The organism is Mucilaginibacter inviolabilis (assembly GCF_011089895.1).
GTDB classification, from domain to species: Bacteria; Bacteroidota; Bacteroidia; order Sphingobacteriales; family Sphingobacteriaceae; genus Mucilaginibacter; species Mucilaginibacter inviolabilis.
The window spans coordinates 423,209-440,971 of the sequence record NZ_JAANAT010000003.1 but is presented as its reverse complement, the minus strand read 5'-3'; the positions used below and the strand labels follow the sequence as shown (position 1 = coordinate 440,971).

The 17,763-nt window shown below is 40.4% G+C and carries 16 protein-coding genes; 5 read left to right on the top strand and 11 right to left on the bottom strand.

What is annotated here, in order from left to right; translation table 11 throughout:
• Positions 1–660 precede the first annotated feature (660 nt).
• The 4 genes from G7092_RS21910 (at position 661) to G7092_RS21895 (ending at position 4,934) form a co-directional block, all read left to right on the top strand.
• On the top strand, positions 661–1,326 hold the full coding sequence (locus G7092_RS21910; RefSeq protein WP_166092547.1) for a hypothetical protein: 666 nt from the start codon (positions 661–663) through the stop codon (positions 1,324–1,326).
• A gap of 1,322 nt (positions 1,327–2,648) precedes the next feature.
• Positions 2,649–3,131: a GNAT family N-acetyltransferase gene (locus G7092_RS21905; protein WP_166092545.1), complete on the top strand. Its 483-nt coding sequence runs from the start codon at positions 2,649–2,651 to the stop codon at positions 3,129–3,131.
• Between the two features lie 348 nt (positions 3,132–3,479).
• Positions 3,480–4,313, top strand: coding sequence for an aminoglycoside phosphotransferase family protein (locus G7092_RS21900; protein WP_166092543.1), 834 nt, complete (start codon positions 3,480–3,482; stop codon positions 4,311–4,313).
• 378 nt (positions 4,314–4,691) lie between these two features.
• Positions 4,692–4,934, top strand: a complete 243-nt coding sequence (locus G7092_RS21895) for a hypothetical protein (protein ID WP_166092541.1) — start codon at positions 4,692–4,694, stop codon at positions 4,932–4,934.
• Positions 4,935–5,061: 127 nt separating this feature from the next.
• Here the strand turns inward: G7092_RS21895 and G7092_RS21890 are convergent, their stop codons facing one another.
• The 9 genes from G7092_RS21890 to G7092_RS21850 form a co-directional block, all read right to left on the bottom strand.
• Positions 5,062–5,262 (bottom strand): hypothetical protein, encoded by a 201-nt coding sequence (locus G7092_RS21890; RefSeq protein WP_166092539.1) that lies wholly within the window; start codon positions 5,260–5,262, stop codon positions 5,062–5,064.
• The gene (locus tag G7092_RS21885; RefSeq protein WP_166092537.1) at positions 5,255–6,127 is read right to left on the bottom strand and encodes a tetratricopeptide repeat protein; all 873 of its coding nucleotides are present in this window, start codon (positions 6,125–6,127) and stop codon (positions 5,255–5,257) included. Before G7092_RS21885 ends, G7092_RS21890 begins: the two co-directional genes overlap by 8 nt.
• A gap of 243 nt (positions 6,128–6,370) precedes the next feature.
• Positions 6,371–6,550, bottom strand: coding sequence for a hypothetical protein (locus G7092_RS21880; RefSeq protein WP_166092535.1), 180 nt, complete (start codon positions 6,548–6,550; stop codon positions 6,371–6,373).
• 211 nt (positions 6,551–6,761) lie between these two features.
• Entirely contained in the window at positions 6,762–8,414 is a 1,653-nt protein-coding gene (locus tag G7092_RS21875) for a BSAP5a family pore-forming toxin (RefSeq protein ID WP_166092533.1), read from the bottom strand.
• Between the two features lie 568 nt (positions 8,415–8,982).
• Positions 8,983–9,165 (bottom strand): hypothetical protein, encoded by a 183-nt coding sequence (locus G7092_RS21870; RefSeq protein WP_166092531.1) that lies wholly within the window; start codon positions 9,163–9,165, stop codon positions 8,983–8,985.
• Positions 9,166–9,362: 197 nt separating this feature from the next.
• Positions 9,363–10,826 (bottom strand): alpha/beta hydrolase-fold protein, encoded by a 1,464-nt coding sequence (locus G7092_RS21865; RefSeq protein ID WP_166092529.1) that lies wholly within the window; start codon positions 10,824–10,826, stop codon positions 9,363–9,365.
• A gap of 449 nt (positions 10,827–11,275) precedes the next feature.
• Positions 11,276–11,641 carry a hypothetical protein gene (locus G7092_RS21860; RefSeq protein ID WP_166092526.1) on the bottom strand — a complete coding sequence of 122 codons (366 nt, stop codon included), beginning with the start codon at positions 11,639–11,641 and terminating at the stop codon, positions 11,276–11,278.
• Between the two features lie 137 nt (positions 11,642–11,778).
• Positions 11,779–12,231, bottom strand: a complete 453-nt coding sequence (locus G7092_RS21855) for a hypothetical protein (RefSeq protein ID WP_166092524.1) — start codon at positions 12,229–12,231, stop codon at positions 11,779–11,781.
• Positions 12,232–12,237: 6 nt separating this feature from the next.
• The gene (locus tag G7092_RS21850) at positions 12,238–13,152 is read right to left on the bottom strand and encodes an RHS repeat-associated core domain-containing protein (RefSeq protein ID WP_317170011.1); all 915 of its coding nucleotides are present in this window, start codon (positions 13,150–13,152) and stop codon (positions 12,238–12,240) included.
• 187 nt (positions 13,153–13,339) lie between these two features.
• Here G7092_RS21850 and G7092_RS31010 point away from each other — a divergent pair, with 187 nt between their 5' ends.
• Positions 13,340–13,603, top strand: a complete 264-nt coding sequence (locus G7092_RS31010; RefSeq protein WP_166093164.1) for a helix-turn-helix domain-containing protein — start codon at positions 13,340–13,342, stop codon at positions 13,601–13,603.
• A gap of 82 nt (positions 13,604–13,685) precedes the next feature.
• Here G7092_RS31010 and G7092_RS21840 read toward each other — a convergent pair whose 3' ends face one another.
• Together G7092_RS21840 and G7092_RS21835 are read right to left on the bottom strand one after the other, a co-directional pair.
• Positions 13,686–14,042 (bottom strand): hypothetical protein, encoded by a 357-nt coding sequence (locus G7092_RS21840; protein ID WP_166092522.1) that lies wholly within the window; start codon positions 14,040–14,042, stop codon positions 13,686–13,688.
• Positions 14,043–14,056: 14 nt separating this feature from the next.
• Positions 14,057–17,749, bottom strand: coding sequence for a DUF6443 domain-containing protein (locus G7092_RS21835; protein ID WP_166092520.1), 3,693 nt, complete (start codon positions 17,747–17,749; stop codon positions 14,057–14,059).
• Between the last annotated feature and the right edge of the window lie 14 nt (positions 17,750–17,763).

The following is a 17,763-nucleotide window of genomic DNA, read 5'->3' as shown; positions in this document are numbered from 1 at the left end:
GAACTAATTGGAAAAATTCTTTTTATATGGGCTATTGATAGCTTGGCAGAAGAGAAACAGTTGCGGTATGAGCGCCTTTTGTTAATTTATAGTGTAAAGCCCGGTATATTTTTTCCGTCGCTAAAATAATAGCCCACACGTTGTCTAAAAGTTAAGGATGTATTAAGGTTTTTGATACATCAAAGGCCGAAACAGAACTGTTTATAACCCGCTCTGTAAATTTCGACCTATCACTGGTTGGCTTTCATGCTTAAAATGAGGCCATTCAGTTGTTTTTACTCATGAGCCGGGCATAAAGTAATTGTTAAATGTTTATAATTAAGCGGCTGTCACCCTTGAGCCCCGTCGAAGGGTAGAGCGCAGAGACTTGCCCACCATGCTTCGACGGAGCTCAACATGACACCCTTTTGGGGCCAATGCCATATGACGGGCAATTACTCCCTTAAGGGGCAAAAGTGGGTTTACATGGGTTTACATTTTTTGGGGTTAACATTTTTATAATATATTGCAAATCAGATAATTAACTTCAATTTTAAGACAATATACCCCAATTTATGTAAACCCACTTTTACGCCTTCATGGCATATTAAATTACTAATATTTTTAGCATTTTTAATTTAAATTGCTTATATTTATAAAAAATAAAGAGAGCAATGCAAAATGAAAACACAGCGATTAACTTTAACAGACAGTGAGAAAAAAATTACCGCCCTGATGTCCCTGGAAAAAATCACGGTAAATGATCTGGATAACCTCGATCTGGGCGAACGGCAATATTTAGGGACGGTTTGTACCCAAATGCTGCAAAACTTAAAGGATAGGGAACGGGATGATTTTCTGAACAAGATAGAACCAATTATGCTGGATAGCAATAAACAGCAGGTTTGGGAATATAATCACCAGGCCATCACCGATGCTATTTCAAAGCTCACCGAAGAGCACGGCAGCATGCCCACTAAAAATCAGCTGGCCGAAGAAACCGGTTTAAGCCGGCAAACCATCAGTAAGCACTTAAAAGAATACCAAACCCATCCCGCACATGCCGAGCAGATAGAGCAGTATAAAATGATGGCCCCGAAGTTAATGGCCAAAGTATTTCAATATGCCGCCAAGGGCGATATCAGGGCCGCCAGGCTTTACCTGGAAACCGTTGGTGCAACCGGTAAACAGCAAAACAATACCGTTGTTAAAAGCCAAAACAACCATATCCAAATTAACAATACCATACTGAGCCAGGAAAACATAAAACGCCTGAGCGCCGAACAACTCAGCCAGATAGAGCATATCGTTGCTAAGGCTTTACCCGAAGGTAAGATGATTGGATAAGCATTCCATCGCTCGGCTACATAATCGTCCGAAGTCAGAGACATTCGAACAGCGGGGACTCTACGGACAGCTGGTAAGCAGCCTATCGCTCGGTTGCATAATCCCTCGCTACCGCAAGCGTCCCGTCTCCATGATTAGTAATAACCGCAAATGTTCAATTGCACATTACCACAAGAGGGACGCTTGCGGTAGCAACTCTTATTTTAAATATAATTACCATAAAAATTTGTCGAAAATTCCAGCATGGATGCTTTGTTAATATGTTTAAAAAACTATTTATTTTAGTATTTTGTATTTTAGAAAACATTTATATCTTTGCACCCCTAAAAAAAATAAAACAAAAACGTTTTGATTTTCATTAACTGTTTATATATTTGACACGGAACGCAACAAAAAAATACTCACCCCGTATGAACACATACACTCATCTTGCTAAGCTATACGGCTTTAAATGCTATTTCAACGAGCATACAGGCGAGTTAGAGGGTACAAATTGGATCAACAATAAAATGATTGAATTATTCGTTTGGTTAGATGTTAACCTTACCAAAAATGAATCATTCGCCATTCAAATTATAGAAAAACTTTAGAGGTGTCACTCTTGTTAAAAGAAAAAAGGGGGTTAATCGTGGGCCACACGATCTTCCCCCTTAGAAAACCGGACAAGAGGTGTCATTCTACTTTACCGGAATTTTGAATGGTCGTCCATTTTTCCTTCTAATAACAGCACCGTTTTTAAGGGTAATTGTCATTCGGAATATGAAGTTCCCATCGTCTGGATTAGTTTGCTTAGAACCGTTTCCTTTTTCTTTGTTCATTATAATGAATTATTTAGCAGCTCCTGCTCTGCATCACCACTATTTTGCCTCTCCGTTAGTGGGCGGATTACTTGACGTTTAGGCCTTAAAAAATGCCCCAGCTGTTGTCAAGGAGCCGGGGCAATAACTTTAGTTTCATTCCATAATGCAACACGGATTAGGTATTGCAGAAGTAATATAATGAAACAAAGAATTGATTCTAAGCACTTCAAAAATAGTAATATTTTTTCTTAAATAAAATATTTGAATATTACTTTTGAACTTTTTGCTGTCAGGGCTGCAAGAAAGAAAAGATATGTTTTAAATAGAAGCAAATAAGCTTATTCGAAATACTCCCCTTCGCTGGCGCACGCGTGCCGCGTGTGTCCTATTCATATCCAAATTCATACGTCAGATGCACACGCGACACGCGTGCGCCAGCAGAGGGTAAAATGATTGAATAATCACACCCTCCCGTATTATTTCGTAAATTTAGTATTCCAAACCACATCAAACATCCGTGCCATGACAAACAGCCATATCACATTGACCAAAACAGAAAAAGATGATTTAAACGCGTTTTTTCAATTTCAGCTTGATAAAGAAGCCTATTATTTAGCTGCGTTCACCTCAGAAAATCCAAACGACAAAACTGCTTACCTTGAAAAGTATACCCCGTTTTTAACCAACCCAACCATAAACATGCTAACAATAAAAGCCAATGATGAAATTGTAGGTAGCATAGCCAAATTTATGAGGGGAAATGATGCCGAGATCACTTACTGGATAGATAGAAAGTTTTGGGGAAAGGGAATTGCCACAACTGCACTGAAAGAGCTTTTAAGAATTGAACCAATTAGGCCAATTTATGCGGGTGTTGCATTTGACAATTATGGTTCACAAAAAGTTTTAGAGAAATGCGGTTTTATAAAAACCGGCCAGGATAAAGGATTTGCCAATGCCCGGCAAACAGAGATTGAAGAATATATCTATAAACTTTCAGACTGACAACTCACCAACCAGCAGATTATATTTAGGCTAAAGCCTGTAAATGCTTCCATTATCCGCCCCATAAATGGGACGGCAATGAATAAAAACAGGTGAATTACACTTCATTGTCGTTGGTTTTAACCAACGGACTACAAAGAACATAATTATAGGCTTTAGCCAAACCGACAGCTTATGCTACCGCAAGCGTCCCCCTTGTGGCTTCCATGATTAAGTAACCCCATATGTTCAATTGTGCATTACCACAAGCACCCCGCTTGCTGTAGCGGAAGAGGGTATTTTAAATTTACCAGGTGCTTCTATTAAAAGATAAAATAAAAATGTAAGTTGGATTAATAGAATGATTTTATGGCAGTTGATAAGAAGTCATCAATAAGAATAGCTTTTTTAAAAGACCAGTATATGGCACAATGGCAATTACAACCAGACGGGGATTCTTTTTTTTCTTATAACGGGTTGCTGCAACCTGTGCTTTATGAAAATAAGAGTGCCATGTTAAAAATCACCCTCGATGAAGAAGAACAGGCAGGTGGCATGTTGATGAAATGGTGGGATGGGAAGGGCGCTGCCGTCGTTTATAAAGATGCCAGAGAGGCCCTGCTTATGGAACGCATTATCGGCGACTTATCATTGAAAGAAATGGCCGAAACCGGTAATGACAATGAAGCTACCAGGATCATTTGCCAAACAGCCAAACGGTTACATACAAAACGCGATAAACCACTTCCTCCACTTGTTGACCTTAATGACAGGTTTTACAAATTGGTACATCTTGATAGAAAATATGGAAACCGGTTCAGCAAAAGTTCCCGTCTTGCAGAGGAGCTTTTAAAAAACACCAATACAAAAACGGTGCTGCATGGCGATCTTCACCATGAAAATATTTTATACGATTCCCAAAAAGGATGGCAGGTTATTGACCCTAACCCATTGTATGGAAATCCAGCCTTTGAGTATGCCAGTCTTTTTTGTAATCCCACCTGGCAAGTAGCTCTTGCTCCCGGCAGACTGGAAACGCAACTGGCTATAGTTTGCGAACAAACCGGTATGGAACCACAATACATGTTGCGCTGGATTGTAGCCTACACAGCCCTTTCGGGCCTTTGGATGCTTGGTGCCGATCAGGACGCGAGCAATACATTTGCTATAAATCAAATAGCGTTAACAGCATTAAATGAGTAAGGCTACTGCAAGCGGGTGGCTTGTGGCTCCCATGATTAGTAATAACCTTAAATATGCAATTGTATATTACCCCATGCTTAGGGTATCGGGAGAGCTGTTTTTGAAGTTTGATAATGAGTATAGCCATTTCGTATATAAAGGACAATGTCATACATCAGGATACGATTATTGAGATATATAGTAAATTAGCGTGATACCTTTAACTGTTACATTAATAAACCTTATATGAGATTTAAATCACTTCTTGTAGCTATCATCGTCTTAATGTGCCCCACAATATTTATCAAATGTAACAGCATAACCTACAATGGTGTAAAGTTCAATAAATCTCAATGGGACTCGATAGGTGATTTACATTCGTACCCTAATCGAGAGGGTATGTTGGAAGATTTAATTGAGCATCATAAAATTAAAGGCCTTGCTTACCATCAATTAATTGATTCACTTGGGCAACCAGAAAACTACGGAGATACAAAAGATAGTATATATTATGATATCGTAGTCAATTACGGTTACCTTGATCCTAAATCCGGTAAGTATCTGGCCATCGGTTTTAATAAAGATTCAATAGCCACCGGGTTTAAAGTGGTGGAGTGGAAAAACAGACATGCAAATGAGTAATCAATCGCGGAGCTTCGTTACCATAAACGTCCTGCTTGTGGCCTCTGTGATTAATAATAACCTCAAATGCTCAATTGTGTAATTACCGCATGCTTTGCGGTAGCAGGGGACAACTTTGCAGAGTAATTCATTCTTCACTTCCAAACCCTTCACTTAGATAGTCATCTATCCCTCGTTCTTCAAGCACTTGCTTATATGCAATAGCGGCTTCATGAGTAAGGCCAATATGAGTTAACCTATTTATGATTTTCTCCGTACTTAGCTTCTCAAAGCGATCTTTAAATACCTTGATGCGTTGCAGGTTATTGTCTCTCTTACTTTTACTCATTATTAAGCTCTAACTTCAAATCCGAGTGCTCATATAAAGTAATAGTTCGCCACTGAACCAGGACTTGAGTTAGCACATCTTTACTTATAGAGGCAAAACCGATGTGATGTTCGTCATTGTTCTCCGCTTTTAAATCGTGGTCATGGGTTTCATGTGGTGTACCCTCGCTGCATTGTTTACAGAGTATTCTTATTGTTGACCAATCCTCAAATTCTACGTTTGCATTGTGGCATAGCTCATCCAGTTTATCAATGTGTTGTTGTTTCTCTGTATAAGCAACTATAGAGTATGTGCTATAAGCCGATTTGGCTAATAATTGCAACTCATTAAAAACCGGCACTTCTTTACCGTTACGTATGCGATAGCCTTCTGGTGCACCGTCATTAAGCACTATATCTCCAAAACGATGACCACAAGCAGCTAATGGAACGTTGTAAATGATCGCTCTCGCTGGGTCTATACGTTTGCACCAAACCACCTCTCCCTCATGGTCAGGGTTAAGCCTGACAGGAACAATGCTCAAATCCATCGTTAGTTCTTCATCGCTAACCTCTAAATTAAGATCAAAGTGATTCCACGCCTCTCTTGCCGTTCTCCAATCAAGTAGCACCGTTGCAGCTATTCCTAAATTCCACCAGGCAGCTTCATTTTCAGGATCTAAAGCTACCGCCCTTTTATTATGCTGGTACGATAGGTTCCATTCGCCTTGATACTTATAAACCAGTCCCAGGTTATAATGAGGCACAGACCACATTTCATCTGCTTGAATAGCTTTTTCATACGTAGCAATCGCTTGCTCTGTTTCGCCCTGTTCATGAAGCTCCAAGGCTAGTTCTAAAAGTTCTTTCGCGAGATTCTTATTCATTAGTTTATATCGGTATTATCACCGCATCATTAAATATGCGAAATAAATTTCAATTCTTCCTCCGCTGGCGCGGTCAAGCGATTTAGAACATCCATCGTACCCCTCAAAATAAAAAGCCTTTAACTTTCGGTAAAGGCTTTTTATAAATACAGTGATCTTGGTTTCGTAAGCTTATCGGTTTAAATATATTTAAAACCGCCCATCGTAGGCCTGGATTCCAAAACTTTCATTGCATACTGTTGTCTATATTTCTCCACAAGGTATTTCCCGGCAAACATGACGTATAGGAGAACACGCATCCTCCGGGCAGCATTTAAAACAAAAAGGAGGAATAGTAATACCACCAGTAACACTTTTTAATTCCTCTCTTGTAAGCATTTTTCCCTTCTGAAAGGCAGAAGCTTTTTCAATTAATTTTTCCATCTCTTTTGTTTGATTTATAATTTGTTAATTATTAGTTTAAATTTAACCAAACGGCTATTGCATTTCAAAATATTTAATATTATTATCAATTTTCGCATATTTTCCCAAGCGTACATTCTTGCGGTAGCGGGAGTTATTTAGATTAAAGTCCCGAATAAAAAACGGCTACCCTTTCGAGGTAGCCGTTATACTTTGTTCTTATTAAAGTTTACTATAAAGCAACTATAGTATAGGTATCTAAATCATCTGATGTTACCGTAGTTGTTGCCATAGCATTTACCCAATCTCTAATACCATATGTGTCTAACAAATAATCGAAACGTATAGCATAAGCGAACTTAACACCTTGTGCTTGTGAAAGCAGGTAAGTCATATTATTTTTTGAATCATAAAATTTCTTCATATTAGCCTCGTCAATATCAACGATTGAGGTACTGTAGTAAGCATTTACATTTAGGTACGGATTATCCTCAACAGAATTTGGTGATGGGGTGCTTGTTGCTACAACCTTTACTTTGTAAAACGGCAATTTTTTTTGTGCCTCTTGTTTGGCAAAAGCTAACATGTCATCTAATTTGTTATATACAAGCTGAGTGCGGGCGTTGGATATTATCAAATCGTCGCCAAAGCGAGTCCTCAAAACAACGGTAACTAACCCATAAGTATTCTGAATCCTTGTCCATCTTGCTTCAATGCGTGGCTCACGAAGTGCTGCCGGGGCTTGCTTAGATTGCAGTGCATTTAAAATATTTTGCCTGATGTTTGCAGGCGCAATAAAATCACCAATCGGATGGAGCCCGTTTTCAGTAACATCAACCATTACATGGTTGCTTTTATCATTTAATGAAGATGTCCATGGCCCTAAATCAATTGCAATGTCATCAATAGTCTTTGGAGTAGTGAACGAGCCGAAGCCAAAAGTACCACCGTAAGTTTTTACTGACCCTTTGAAATCACTGATGTTATTGGACCTTGCAATCGTACTGCCATTTTTATTACCAATAGCAAGATCGGCGGTTGAAGCGTTGTTTGGTTTATCACCTGTAGCCTTGAAGGTGAACGATGCATCGATTGAATTATCCATTGAATGATCCGTTACCTCAGTTGTAGAGGTTGAAGTATAAACTCCGGAATATATAGCATTCGCTTTTCCACCGGTAACTAAACCTGCCACAACAAGGCCACCATAATTGTTTAAAATATCGGTAGTAGTTGAATTGTACAGTTCATCAAGAAATGAAGGTCTGATGTAGTTCGCTTTTATCTTTTTTATTGTATTTGTACTTAAAAGTATCTCATGCGAATCATCTTTAATTATAACATTTAGTTCTCCCCAAACCCGTTTGTTATCATTGACTAAATCTGAGGAATATGAATTGCTGAATTTGTGCTTCGCTCCAAGCGAAAACACTCCGAGATTTAGTGAAAAACCACCTGATACGGTATTTGAGTAATTAGATTTCTTTTGATAATCATCAAAACTGGAAAAAGAAAATCTTTTAGCTTCTGACGAACCTAGATGCTTCGACAAAAAATAATCCGGGTTATCGGCAATCAGCCTATCTATATCAATAATAGGAAATTTAACGCCTTCACCGGTGCCAAATTCGCCGCTGGACAAACTGTAACCACGTCCAAGATAATAACGAAAGTCTAAAACGCCGGGCAGGTCATTAACTCGTAATTTATTGGACGCTTTACTGATTGACTTGTCAGACAACATAAAGGGCTTTGACGACGCTCTTTTAAACAGAACAATTGTATCCTGGCCCGCTACACCCGACTTTGCCTGGTTTAATTCGCTTTTTTTGCATGATGCAAATAATGTTGTACATAAAGCAGTGATAAGGAAGATTTTTTTCATAGTGATTTTTGACGTTTTTTGGCTATTTTGATTTTATATTTTTTTGTGTATTCGCTACTACCGGATTACTTATTTCCCAAACCATTATCAGGTATCTTGATTTGTGCCCATACACTTCCCTAATAGTGCGTTTTTATATCTCCCTGTTGAAGGAAAGGACATTCTTATTTTGTTTATAAGAAAACGGAGAGCCTTTAGTGCAGAAATTAAAATTATCGTGAGGAATTTCAGAAAGTACGAAATAACCTGGCGTATCGGCTCTAAGCCCGGCTTGGCTTTTCGTTAATGCAGAAAACATATTATGTGATGTAGTTTAAGGCTAAAATATTTGATTTCATTGCAATAATAAGACTTTAGTTGTTTTATATATAATATTATTTAAAAATAACACCACACATATTCAATATCAGGCGTTCCGAAGATATGTTCCATTCTTCCGCCCGAAGTGGTTCAACGCTGTCCGAAGGTCTCCGGCTTCGGATTACTATGCTAAGAATCAGAAAGGCATAAAAAAGCCCGATATTTCTACCGGGCTTAAAGTGGAAGTCACTGTTATCCTTTTATCTACCTATATTTCTCCGCATAATATTTGTGGGCATGCATGACGTATAGGTGAACACGGATCATCCGGACAGCATCTGAAACAAATAGGAATAGGAACAATACCACCGCCGGTTACACCTTTCATTTGCTCTCTTGTAAGCGCTTTTCCTTCCTGCAAGGCAGCTGCTTTTTTAATTAATTTTTCCATCTCTTTAGTTTGGTTTATAATTTGTTAATTTAAATTTAACTAAAGCAATATTATATTTCAAAATATTTAATATAATTATCAATTTTCGCATACTTTTACAAGCGTATATGCCCACTGCTGGCACACGCGTATCCTGTGTATTTTATTCATATCCAAAATTCACAATACGTCCAATACACCTACAGCGCGCCTTGGAATTATTGATGTTTAGCCAGCCATTCCTGATATTTTTTCTCCAGGAACAGGTTGCCAATCTGGCGTACTTCGGGCGTTGAAACGGTAAAGTGGTCGCCCGGATAATAGCCAAAAACAAAGGAGGAATTCAGCTTCTTCATTTCTCCATCCAATAATTTCACCGCGTAGTTCAACAGGAAATTATCCTGTTCGCCAACGGTAACGCGCACCTTGCCATCCAGGTCAGCCTTGATTTTGTCCCAGTTGGTTCTGAGATATAATGAGATGTCGTAATTTTTCCAATGCTCAAAAACAGCCGGATAGATTTCGCCGGTTTTATAATTAAGGATCCGCTTTGGTTCACCATCGCTGCCTTTTTCGCTGAATACAGCATCAAATGAGTGCATTTGTTCGCCGCGGTAAATCACGTGCTCCATCATATAGATATCCCGCATATTGAACCAGGGGAAAAAACCGTCGATCGTCCCGGTTTGGTTAAGTGTACTATCTTTTCCATAATACATATTCTGATGTTCGTACAGGTTCACCCGCTGGAAACTGCGAAAGTCGACCGGATCAGGTGAACTCAACCAGCAGGCATCAAATACCTTTGGATAATGCGTTTGCAGCCATAAAACCGTCCAGCCGCCGCTGCTGTGCCCATTCAGGAGCCTCGCGCCATTACAGCGATAGGTTTTCTCCAATTGCGGAATCAGTTCTGTTGTCAACGCATCACCCCATGGGCCATTGTTGTCACTGTTGGCGTATACACTGTGCCCAAGGCGGCAGCTGCCATCAAGATACACTACGATAACTGCAGTGGTGTCCATAGCTGGGGAAGGATCAGTGCTGCCAGAATAACGGTAGTAATCTCCACCATAACCCGAAACGTTAAATCGCACCGGGAATTTACGGTTAGGTTCACTGAGATATTGTTTCGGTAAAATAATTGCCCCTGCAATTGTCATTGGGTGGTGACTGAAATTGCTGAGCAATGCCGACTTTACTTTCAGTTCCTTAACAAATTGTGTTTCTTTAAACACCGGTTCAGGGACAATATTCGTTGCTTTAAGCGGGATCACCTGACTGAAGTTTTTTGTCAGTTTAATTTTTTGAGTGGCACTGTACAAATTACCAGGACTGTTCCCTATGGAGCGGCCACCGAGATCCCTGTCCCATACAGCCTGCACATAATAGCTGTTTCGCTCCAGATCTGAAATAGCAACCGGGGAGGAGATGGCTTTATCATCGATAATGACAGCCTGCCCTGGCTTAATATTTTTAACGTACACGCGGTAACAAGGAAACATATCCAATCCAGCTGTACCGCTCTTGGGATCTTTGCTTTCCTTAGATAGGTACACCAAAATATTACCGCTAAACGGTTGTTTTAACAAGCTATCGGGAAAACTAACGCTGAATTTTTGTGCAAAGGCATTACCCGCTAAATAAAACACAGCGAGTAAGGTGATCAAAACTTTTTTCATGGGATTTGATTAAAACCAAATATACAAGTTTACACAGCGCCTGTTGAAATTTATAATATTACGCTTAGGGGCAAGGGGGGGGTAGAAACGTCTTCACTCTGCGAGTCTTAAACCATCTTTAGCAATCTGTTGTTCGGACAAACTTTCGGGTAGATGATATAGCTTTTCATCCTTTAATTAATGACAATTAGGTTTGTTTGGCACAAACGAGAGGCTTGCAACAGTCGGGAGTAGATCAATTTATAAAAAGTAAGCCCAACCGTTGTGGTTGGGCTTTATTCTCGCATTGCAAATGCTAAATCCATATTACGCACTGATCACAGATTCAGCACGAGGGCGGGAGGATGGGGATTTATAAGGACAGTAAAACCAAAAAGACATATGCATATTCATGAACAAAGCCCCTTTCGGGCTTTATTGTTTTACAATTTATTTTGCGGTAAATGCGCTCACTTAGGTAATCGTATCTTAAAGACATGGGCTTTATTACTTGCAAATACAGTATCTTTTAGAGTTAGATTTAATGTAGTATCATTTATTAACTCATAGCTTATCAAAAAGTTCATTCTTGTAATGTTCGAAATAACTCGCTCATCTGTAGTCCCCCTTTTCATAGTGACCTGAACAACGTCTTGTGTAGTAGCTCCTGACTGAACAAATTTAATATTAATTATTGCCCCATTAAGGTTTATTTGAGCCATTGGTGTATCCTCTCTTTGAAATAAGGGGAAGTTGAAATAGCATACTACTGCAATAACAAATAATGCAAAGAATCCAATGATTGTAATAAACAAAACGTTTCTTTTAATTGCCATGATTGTTAAAAGCGGGCTCATTCAACATGCTAAAACAAGGTTAGCTTATAAAAAGTAAAGCCCAATCGTTGTACAGTTGAGCTTGGTATTATGTTTATCCTGTTTACCACAAGCGGGACGCTTGCGGTAACGGGTATTTAAAAATCTGACACTTTGATAATTTTTCCTAACTTATTAAAGAATATGGTATATCCGTGAAATAACACATTTGATCTAACAATATTTCCTTCTCGATTCCCAAACGTCCCGGTTTGATTTTCCTTTGGTGTTCCGAAGGCAAAATCATAATCTAATATTAGCGGATATTTCACCTCATCAATGAGCAGTACTCTATTTGTAAGTTTCAATGCTTTATTCATTAATTTGTCTTTTTGCATTCTTTTATCGTAAAATAATGACAAACTATATATCCCTTCATTGTTCTTGGTTAAAAGAAAAAATATGAAAGCATTCCGATCTGGGCTAAGCTTAATTATTTGGTTTTCTATCGAAACTTCGACACTATCAGGAATAATATAAAGTATTTTAGATGACTGAGCATTTCCTCTAAAGCCAACTAACAGAAATATAATTAATATGCTCTTTTTCATGGTATGTTAATTTGTTGGGGTGCCGCTCCTACCCCAAATTCTTAAGGCATCAATTGCTATATTAAAAGGCGTTGGATTAGTGTTCTTACCTGTTCCCAAGGTATTTCCTACGTTATTCGTTGTTGTTCCGTCTGGGTTTTGTCTATTTATGTTTGCGGGCTTACCGGCACGACCACTACCAGACATTGCATCAACACCGTAAATAGGAATTTGCATTTGGGTTGAAACAGTTTTATCAAAAGTTGACATTTCACTTAACGTTTCCATTCCTGGTTGAGTGGAAGTAGGATGATCATGTACCCCCCCAATTAAAATTTTGTTTCTTGGTAAATCATTATTATCCACAAAACTTAGTCCTTGAGATGGAGCAGGAATAGAAGAAATCGTAGAATGCGCGTTCGTACCAGTTTCACCCACCATTGAAGAAATTGTTGCAGTACTTCTATCTAAATACAAATAAACTTGATGTTCTAAATTGTCTCCAACTGAAGCATCTCGTCCAGTTTGTATATCAGATTGGATTTTATTATTGTCTATAGTTATCACTTTACTGGTTAATTGTAATTCATTAGTTGCTCCTTCTGTTGTAGTATTATTATGGGACTCACGAGCGACTGTATTAAACCGTGATTCATCAATTAATCTACTATCGTTTGTCGCTGAGCCATCACTTCCTAAGTATTTTCCGGTAGTATTACTATAATAATCATCAAAGAACATTCCATCAATATCAATAAATCTTATCGAATTATTACCAGCATAGGCATATGGGCTAAACCGTCTCATCTTCTCCGCCAAGGGATCCACACTCGTCCACCTGGCAATCACCGGATCATAGAACCTGGCGCCGTAATCATATTGATTCAATTCATCCTGCAGTTCCTTCTTATTGTAAAGATAATGATTTCGTAAACTTGGTATCGTTCCCCGGGCTACATTTAAGCCGAATGGATAATAATCATCTTCACTCTTCTTGCCATTCGTCTGGTCAAACGTTACCCGGTTATTCCCCAGGTGATCTGTTAGGGATATTCGTACAGATAATTACCCCCATTGTTGATCGCACGACCTTCCTCGGTTTGGATAAAAATGATATTGCCGTTTTCATATTGATGTTCATGTTAAATTTATAGGTAGCTATGAGCGGGATGAAGCTATTCCCTCTGTTGAGGTTGCCGGTAAGATTGCTGATGTACTTAGCGCGTCATTAGACTACCTGGTAGGCAAGGCAGATAAGCAAATAGATCAAACCCTTTTAGATAAGGTGCTATCATCTATTCAACAGCTTCCTAATGAGGACAGAGAGCACATCATGTACGCTATAGATGGTCTTATCCAACATGCTAAAACAAGGTTAGCTTATAAAAAGTAAAAGCCCAACAGGGTAGTTGGGCTTGGTATTATGTTTACTTGTCCTGTAAACTACAAGCGGGACACTTGCAGCAGCGGGGATATTAACGCAAGGTTGATCGATAATCTAAAATCAACTTCTTATTTCCTTTTTTATAAACTTCTAGAAGAAATGACCCTTTTTTCTTATTTAATGAGTCTCCAATCTCAATTTTTGAAGCCCACTGGGATTCTATTTGGAATACGTAATGATTCTTCAATATAGCTGTCCTCACGTTATGGTTTGCTCTGTCATCAAATAATGAATCTACTACTCCATTAACATTTTCTGACAAATCCGTCTCGGTAATTACTTGTTTGGTGGAAGGTCCCCAAATTGTATTCCAAAGAAAAAACAAGATCAGGCACGCAGGAAGTACACCTAAAATACTGAAAATAATAACCTTATCAATTTTTCTCATATTTTCTTTATTAATTACCAAACCCATGTTTTCCCATGACTGAACATTAAACCAACATCAACACCTGCTGAACCAATTACACTTCCAGTAATATACCCGTCTTTGTTTTTTCCAAAATTACTCGGTTTCATCAATTGAGCACCATGTAAATCAGAGTTAACGCTCCCTCCATAACTTGCGCCGAGAAAAAATGCAGAGGCACTGTAAGACGATGACGCCCCCGCAAACTGATCCACATAGAATTGATTTCCACGTGTAGGCTTAATACCTCCAACTTCAATACCAGCTCCCAGTCCAAATCCTATATTGGTGGAAGATGTAAAAAATGTTTTTGAGTTTCCTACGGCATCGATAACCTTTCCAACTGAAAAACCAACTCCACCCATAAATGCAAATTGCGTAGTTAGGTCTATATAAGCTCCCTCTGTTCGCCTTGGTGTAATTGTAGAACCCGCAGCATTGGTTACGACTCCATCTTTGCTCCAAGTTAAACCAGGAGTACCAGGGCTATTCATTAATTTTTCTGCACTAATGGTACCGTCACTATTTAGATTTACTTGATCTAATTGCTCCCCGGCTTGATAAGATTTAATTGTCGCCTCCTTTCCTACATATTTAGCGTCGTTACCATGAAATTGTTCTGCTGTCTTTTGGTCAACAACACGGTCGTCCCAAACATAGTTGCCGTCTCCTTTATCCAACCAATCATAGGCCTTCATCCCATCAGGATCAATCAACCTAATAGGATTATTCAGTACATAGTTATAAGGCGACCATCGCCTCCCTTTCTCTGCCAGAGGATCTACACTATTCCATCTCCCTATAACCGGGTCATAGAACCTCGCGCCATAATCATATTGATTCAACTCATCCTGCAGTTCCTTCTTATTGTAAAGATAATGATTTCGTAAACTTGGTATCGTTCCCCGGGCTACATTTAAGCCGAATGGATAATAATCATCTTCACTCTTCTTGCCATTCGTCTGATCAAACGTTACCCGGTTATTCCCCAGGTGATCTGTTAGGGTATATTCATAGTTCGGCGAACTTGTTGGGTTAAGCACCCGGCCCTCCTCCGTTTGCACAAAGTCTATCCCCGTGCCCGTGTATTGTATACCACCTATATATTCCGTTACCGTGGTGCCCGAGATCTTCCGCAGTTTTTGACCACTGGCATCATATACGTATGTTAAGCTTTTACCGGCTATTGTCTGCGGCAGATTCAGCAGATTATAGGTGATCGTATTACCCTGACCATCACTGGTGGCATTGCCATTGGCATCATAGCTATAACTCCTCGTCACTCCGCCGCTTACTGATTGTAGCTGGTTGGTGCCCCCATAGTTATACGTCAGCGTACCCGCATTCGGACCGAAACGGGTCATGCCCTGGATATTCCCATTGGCATCGTAAGTTATGGTATTCTCACTGAATGCCTCTACGGAGTTGCCCGCTATTAAACGATTCAGCTGATCGTAGTTATAGGTTACATACTTTTGTCCCGCGGTTCCTTTGTTATACAGCTGTTCGGCAATGTTCCCGTTGTACTGTGGGCTCCCGTTGTGTGCTGGCACCGGTGTATTATAATTCAGCGCCATGCTAAACAATTTATCTGTTGCCGGAGCTACAGTCGGGTCATTTACCTGCGAAAGCCAGCCACGCTCGTTATACGCATAGCTGATGTTCTGCAAAAACGAAGACCCACCGTTGGCGCTATGCAGGTGTTTGGTTTTTAACTGCCCGATCTCGTTATAATCGGTTTGGCTTAACAACACATTTGTACCAGTATTGATCTGTTCAAAAGTTTTTATTTTACGGCCCATGTGGTCGTAACTATAAGTATTGTTGATCGTTAGTTGCGGCGCACCTGTGGCAGCAGTGGTAAAATGCCTCCGGTTGGTTGTGATCACCTGATTGTTGAAGTTATACGTATTCACTATCACATCAAAGTTCGATGCGTTCGCCGCTCCGCCCAGGTAATGTTGCTGGTAGGTCTGGATTTCCCTGCCCAGATCATCATAATAATGTACGCTCCACAGGTAATCCGGGGTTGTATTACCCGTGGTGTTGAGCACGATGGTTTTGGTTGCCGTTAACAACCCTTTGGTCATCGTGCTAACTCCGCTGCTTACCTGGTAACCTGTTGGCAGATTAGGCATATTGTTATAATCATCGTAGTAATTGATGGTCAGAATCGGGTTGCCACCCTGAGGGTTCAGAAACGTATATCCGGTTGATGTAGTGTTGTCACGGCTAAGCCATAAGGTGGTCTGGGCAGCTGCCCAGCTAATCAACCAGTTCTTCAACGTATGGTCCGGCACACTGATATTCTTATCGCCTGCACTTCCGGACGCTCCTGCCGAACCCCACAAACCAGTGAGTGCCACTCGTCCCATCACATCATACTGGGTATAGGTCCAAACCTGGGGATTTTGCGCCCGTTGGTTGGCATCTTGGCTGAAAATCACCTGGTCCAGTGTATTATATACCATGAACTCCCAACCTTTACCCGGAACCTTTTTTTCAGTCAAACGGTTTCGCTGGTCGTAACGATATTGAAAACACAGATTATCCAGAGTGGCTTGCACTGGAGTGCCATTGTCCGCTCCGCTCTGCGGCGACAGTACAAAGGCCAGGTTGCCCAGATCATCGTAAACGTAATAGGTGGATAGCATCTGTAACGTGCCTCCTGTATAGTTAAACGTCCGTTTCAGCACCACATGGCCTTCTTTGTCTTTATATTCTTCGGTTGTACCACCCCTTGAATTACCAAATCCGGTATCTTTCCAGTTCTCGTCCTTGCTTACCGTTACATACAGCTGGCCGGCCAGGTAATAGTTGCCCGCGGTATTGCCAATGGTCAGTGTGCGGCTCTGGTCGCTGTTAATGGTCGCGTTATACAATGTTACGCGCATGCTTACTGAGGTATCGGTTCCGCTAAAGGCGTTCAGATTATTGGTAGTATAAACCATTTTTGCCGTATGTCCAGTTGTATTTCCTGCTACCGGTTGCCAGGGTGTGCCTGCTGCTCCCTGCTCCAGCACCCGGTTTAGTGGTGATGGCTCGAAGTTGGTTACGCTGTACGGATTCGGGTTATAAACAATTCCACCCGTGCTTTGCTGAGTACCGCTTACACCACTGCCCCCAGGGTTATAAAAGTTATTGATCCCTGTAGTTAACGCGTCTGTTTTATAGCTGCCATCAGCAGTAGTGGCTGCATAGGGCAGGTATTTGATCGCTTCCCGTCCAAACTGATCATAGGCAACAGGCTGAACCACGTCTTTATTTAAAGGACTCCCCTGTACCTGAACCGTCTGTAAAGGCCTGCCCAGGCCATCTATGTATTGTACCGTCTGCATCAGATCACAGGTTGATCTATTCGCAAAATCTCCGGAGTTTGGGGTTGAGCCGACTGTTGTCATTCCACCAACCCTGGGCGTACTGGTTACGATATAATTCTGGTTCTGGTTAAAACTGTTCACCAACGGCTGACAGTCCGGGTTGGCAATATACAGGCTCAGACTACTACCTGCCGCTGCCGTGAAACTAAAATTCGGACTCAGCGTAATACTACTATAGCTAAAATACGAACCTGCCGCAGGTGTGCCCGTCATCGGGCTCGTTACCTGGATGGGCGCCTGCGCTATTGCATGGAAAGCCAAAAGCATACCGCTAAAGGCTAAAAGCAAACTTTTGATATGATTCATTGTGATAATCTCTT

What these genes read in the sequence shown, in the direction of transcription:
- G7092_RS21910 (WP_166092547.1), top strand. Translation starts at nt 661, where the DNA reads ATGAAAACACAGCGATTAACTTTAACAGACAGTGAGAAAAAAATTACC.
- G7092_RS21905 (WP_166092545.1), top strand. Translation starts at nt 2,649, where the DNA reads ATGACAAACAGCCATATCACATTGACCAAAACAGAAAAAGATGATTTA.
- G7092_RS21900 (WP_166092543.1), top strand. Translation starts at nt 3,480, where the DNA reads ATGGCAGTTGATAAGAAGTCATCAATAAGAATAGCTTTTTTAAAAGAC.
- G7092_RS21895 (WP_166092541.1), top strand. Translation starts at nt 4,692, where the DNA reads ATGTTGGAAGATTTAATTGAGCATCATAAAATTAAAGGCCTTGCTTAC.
- G7092_RS21890 (WP_166092539.1), bottom strand. Translation starts at nt 5,262, where the DNA reads ATGAGTAAAAGTAAGAGAGACAATAACCTGCAACGCATCAAGGTATTT.
- G7092_RS21885 (WP_166092537.1), bottom strand. Translation starts at nt 6,127, where the DNA reads ATGAATAAGAATCTCGCGAAAGAACTTTTAGAACTAGCCTTGGAGCTT.
- G7092_RS21880 (WP_166092535.1), bottom strand. Translation starts at nt 6,550, where the DNA reads ATGGAAAAATTAATTGAAAAAGCTTCTGCCTTTCAGAAGGGAAAAATG.
- G7092_RS21875 (WP_166092533.1), bottom strand. Translation starts at nt 8,414, where the DNA reads ATGAAAAAAATCTTCCTTATCACTGCTTTATGTACAACATTATTTGCA.
- G7092_RS21870 (WP_166092531.1), bottom strand. Translation starts at nt 9,165, where the DNA reads ATGGAAAAATTAATTAAAAAAGCAGCTGCCTTGCAGGAAGGAAAAGCG.
- G7092_RS21865 (WP_166092529.1), bottom strand. Translation starts at nt 10,826, where the DNA reads ATGAAAAAAGTTTTGATCACCTTACTCGCTGTGTTTTATTTAGCGGGT.
- G7092_RS21860 (WP_166092526.1), bottom strand. Translation starts at nt 11,641, where the DNA reads ATGGCAATTAAAAGAAACGTTTTGTTTATTACAATCATTGGATTCTTT.
- G7092_RS21855 (WP_166092524.1), bottom strand. Translation starts at nt 12,231, where the DNA reads ATGAAAAAGAGCATATTAATTATATTTCTGTTAGTTGGCTTTAGAGGA.
- G7092_RS21840 (WP_166092522.1), bottom strand. Translation starts at nt 14,042, where the DNA reads ATGAGAAAAATTGATAAGGTTATTATTTTCAGTATTTTAGGTGTACTT.
- G7092_RS21835 (WP_166092520.1), bottom strand. Translation starts at nt 17,749, where the DNA reads ATGAATCATATCAAAAGTTTGCTTTTAGCCTTTAGCGGTATGCTTTTG.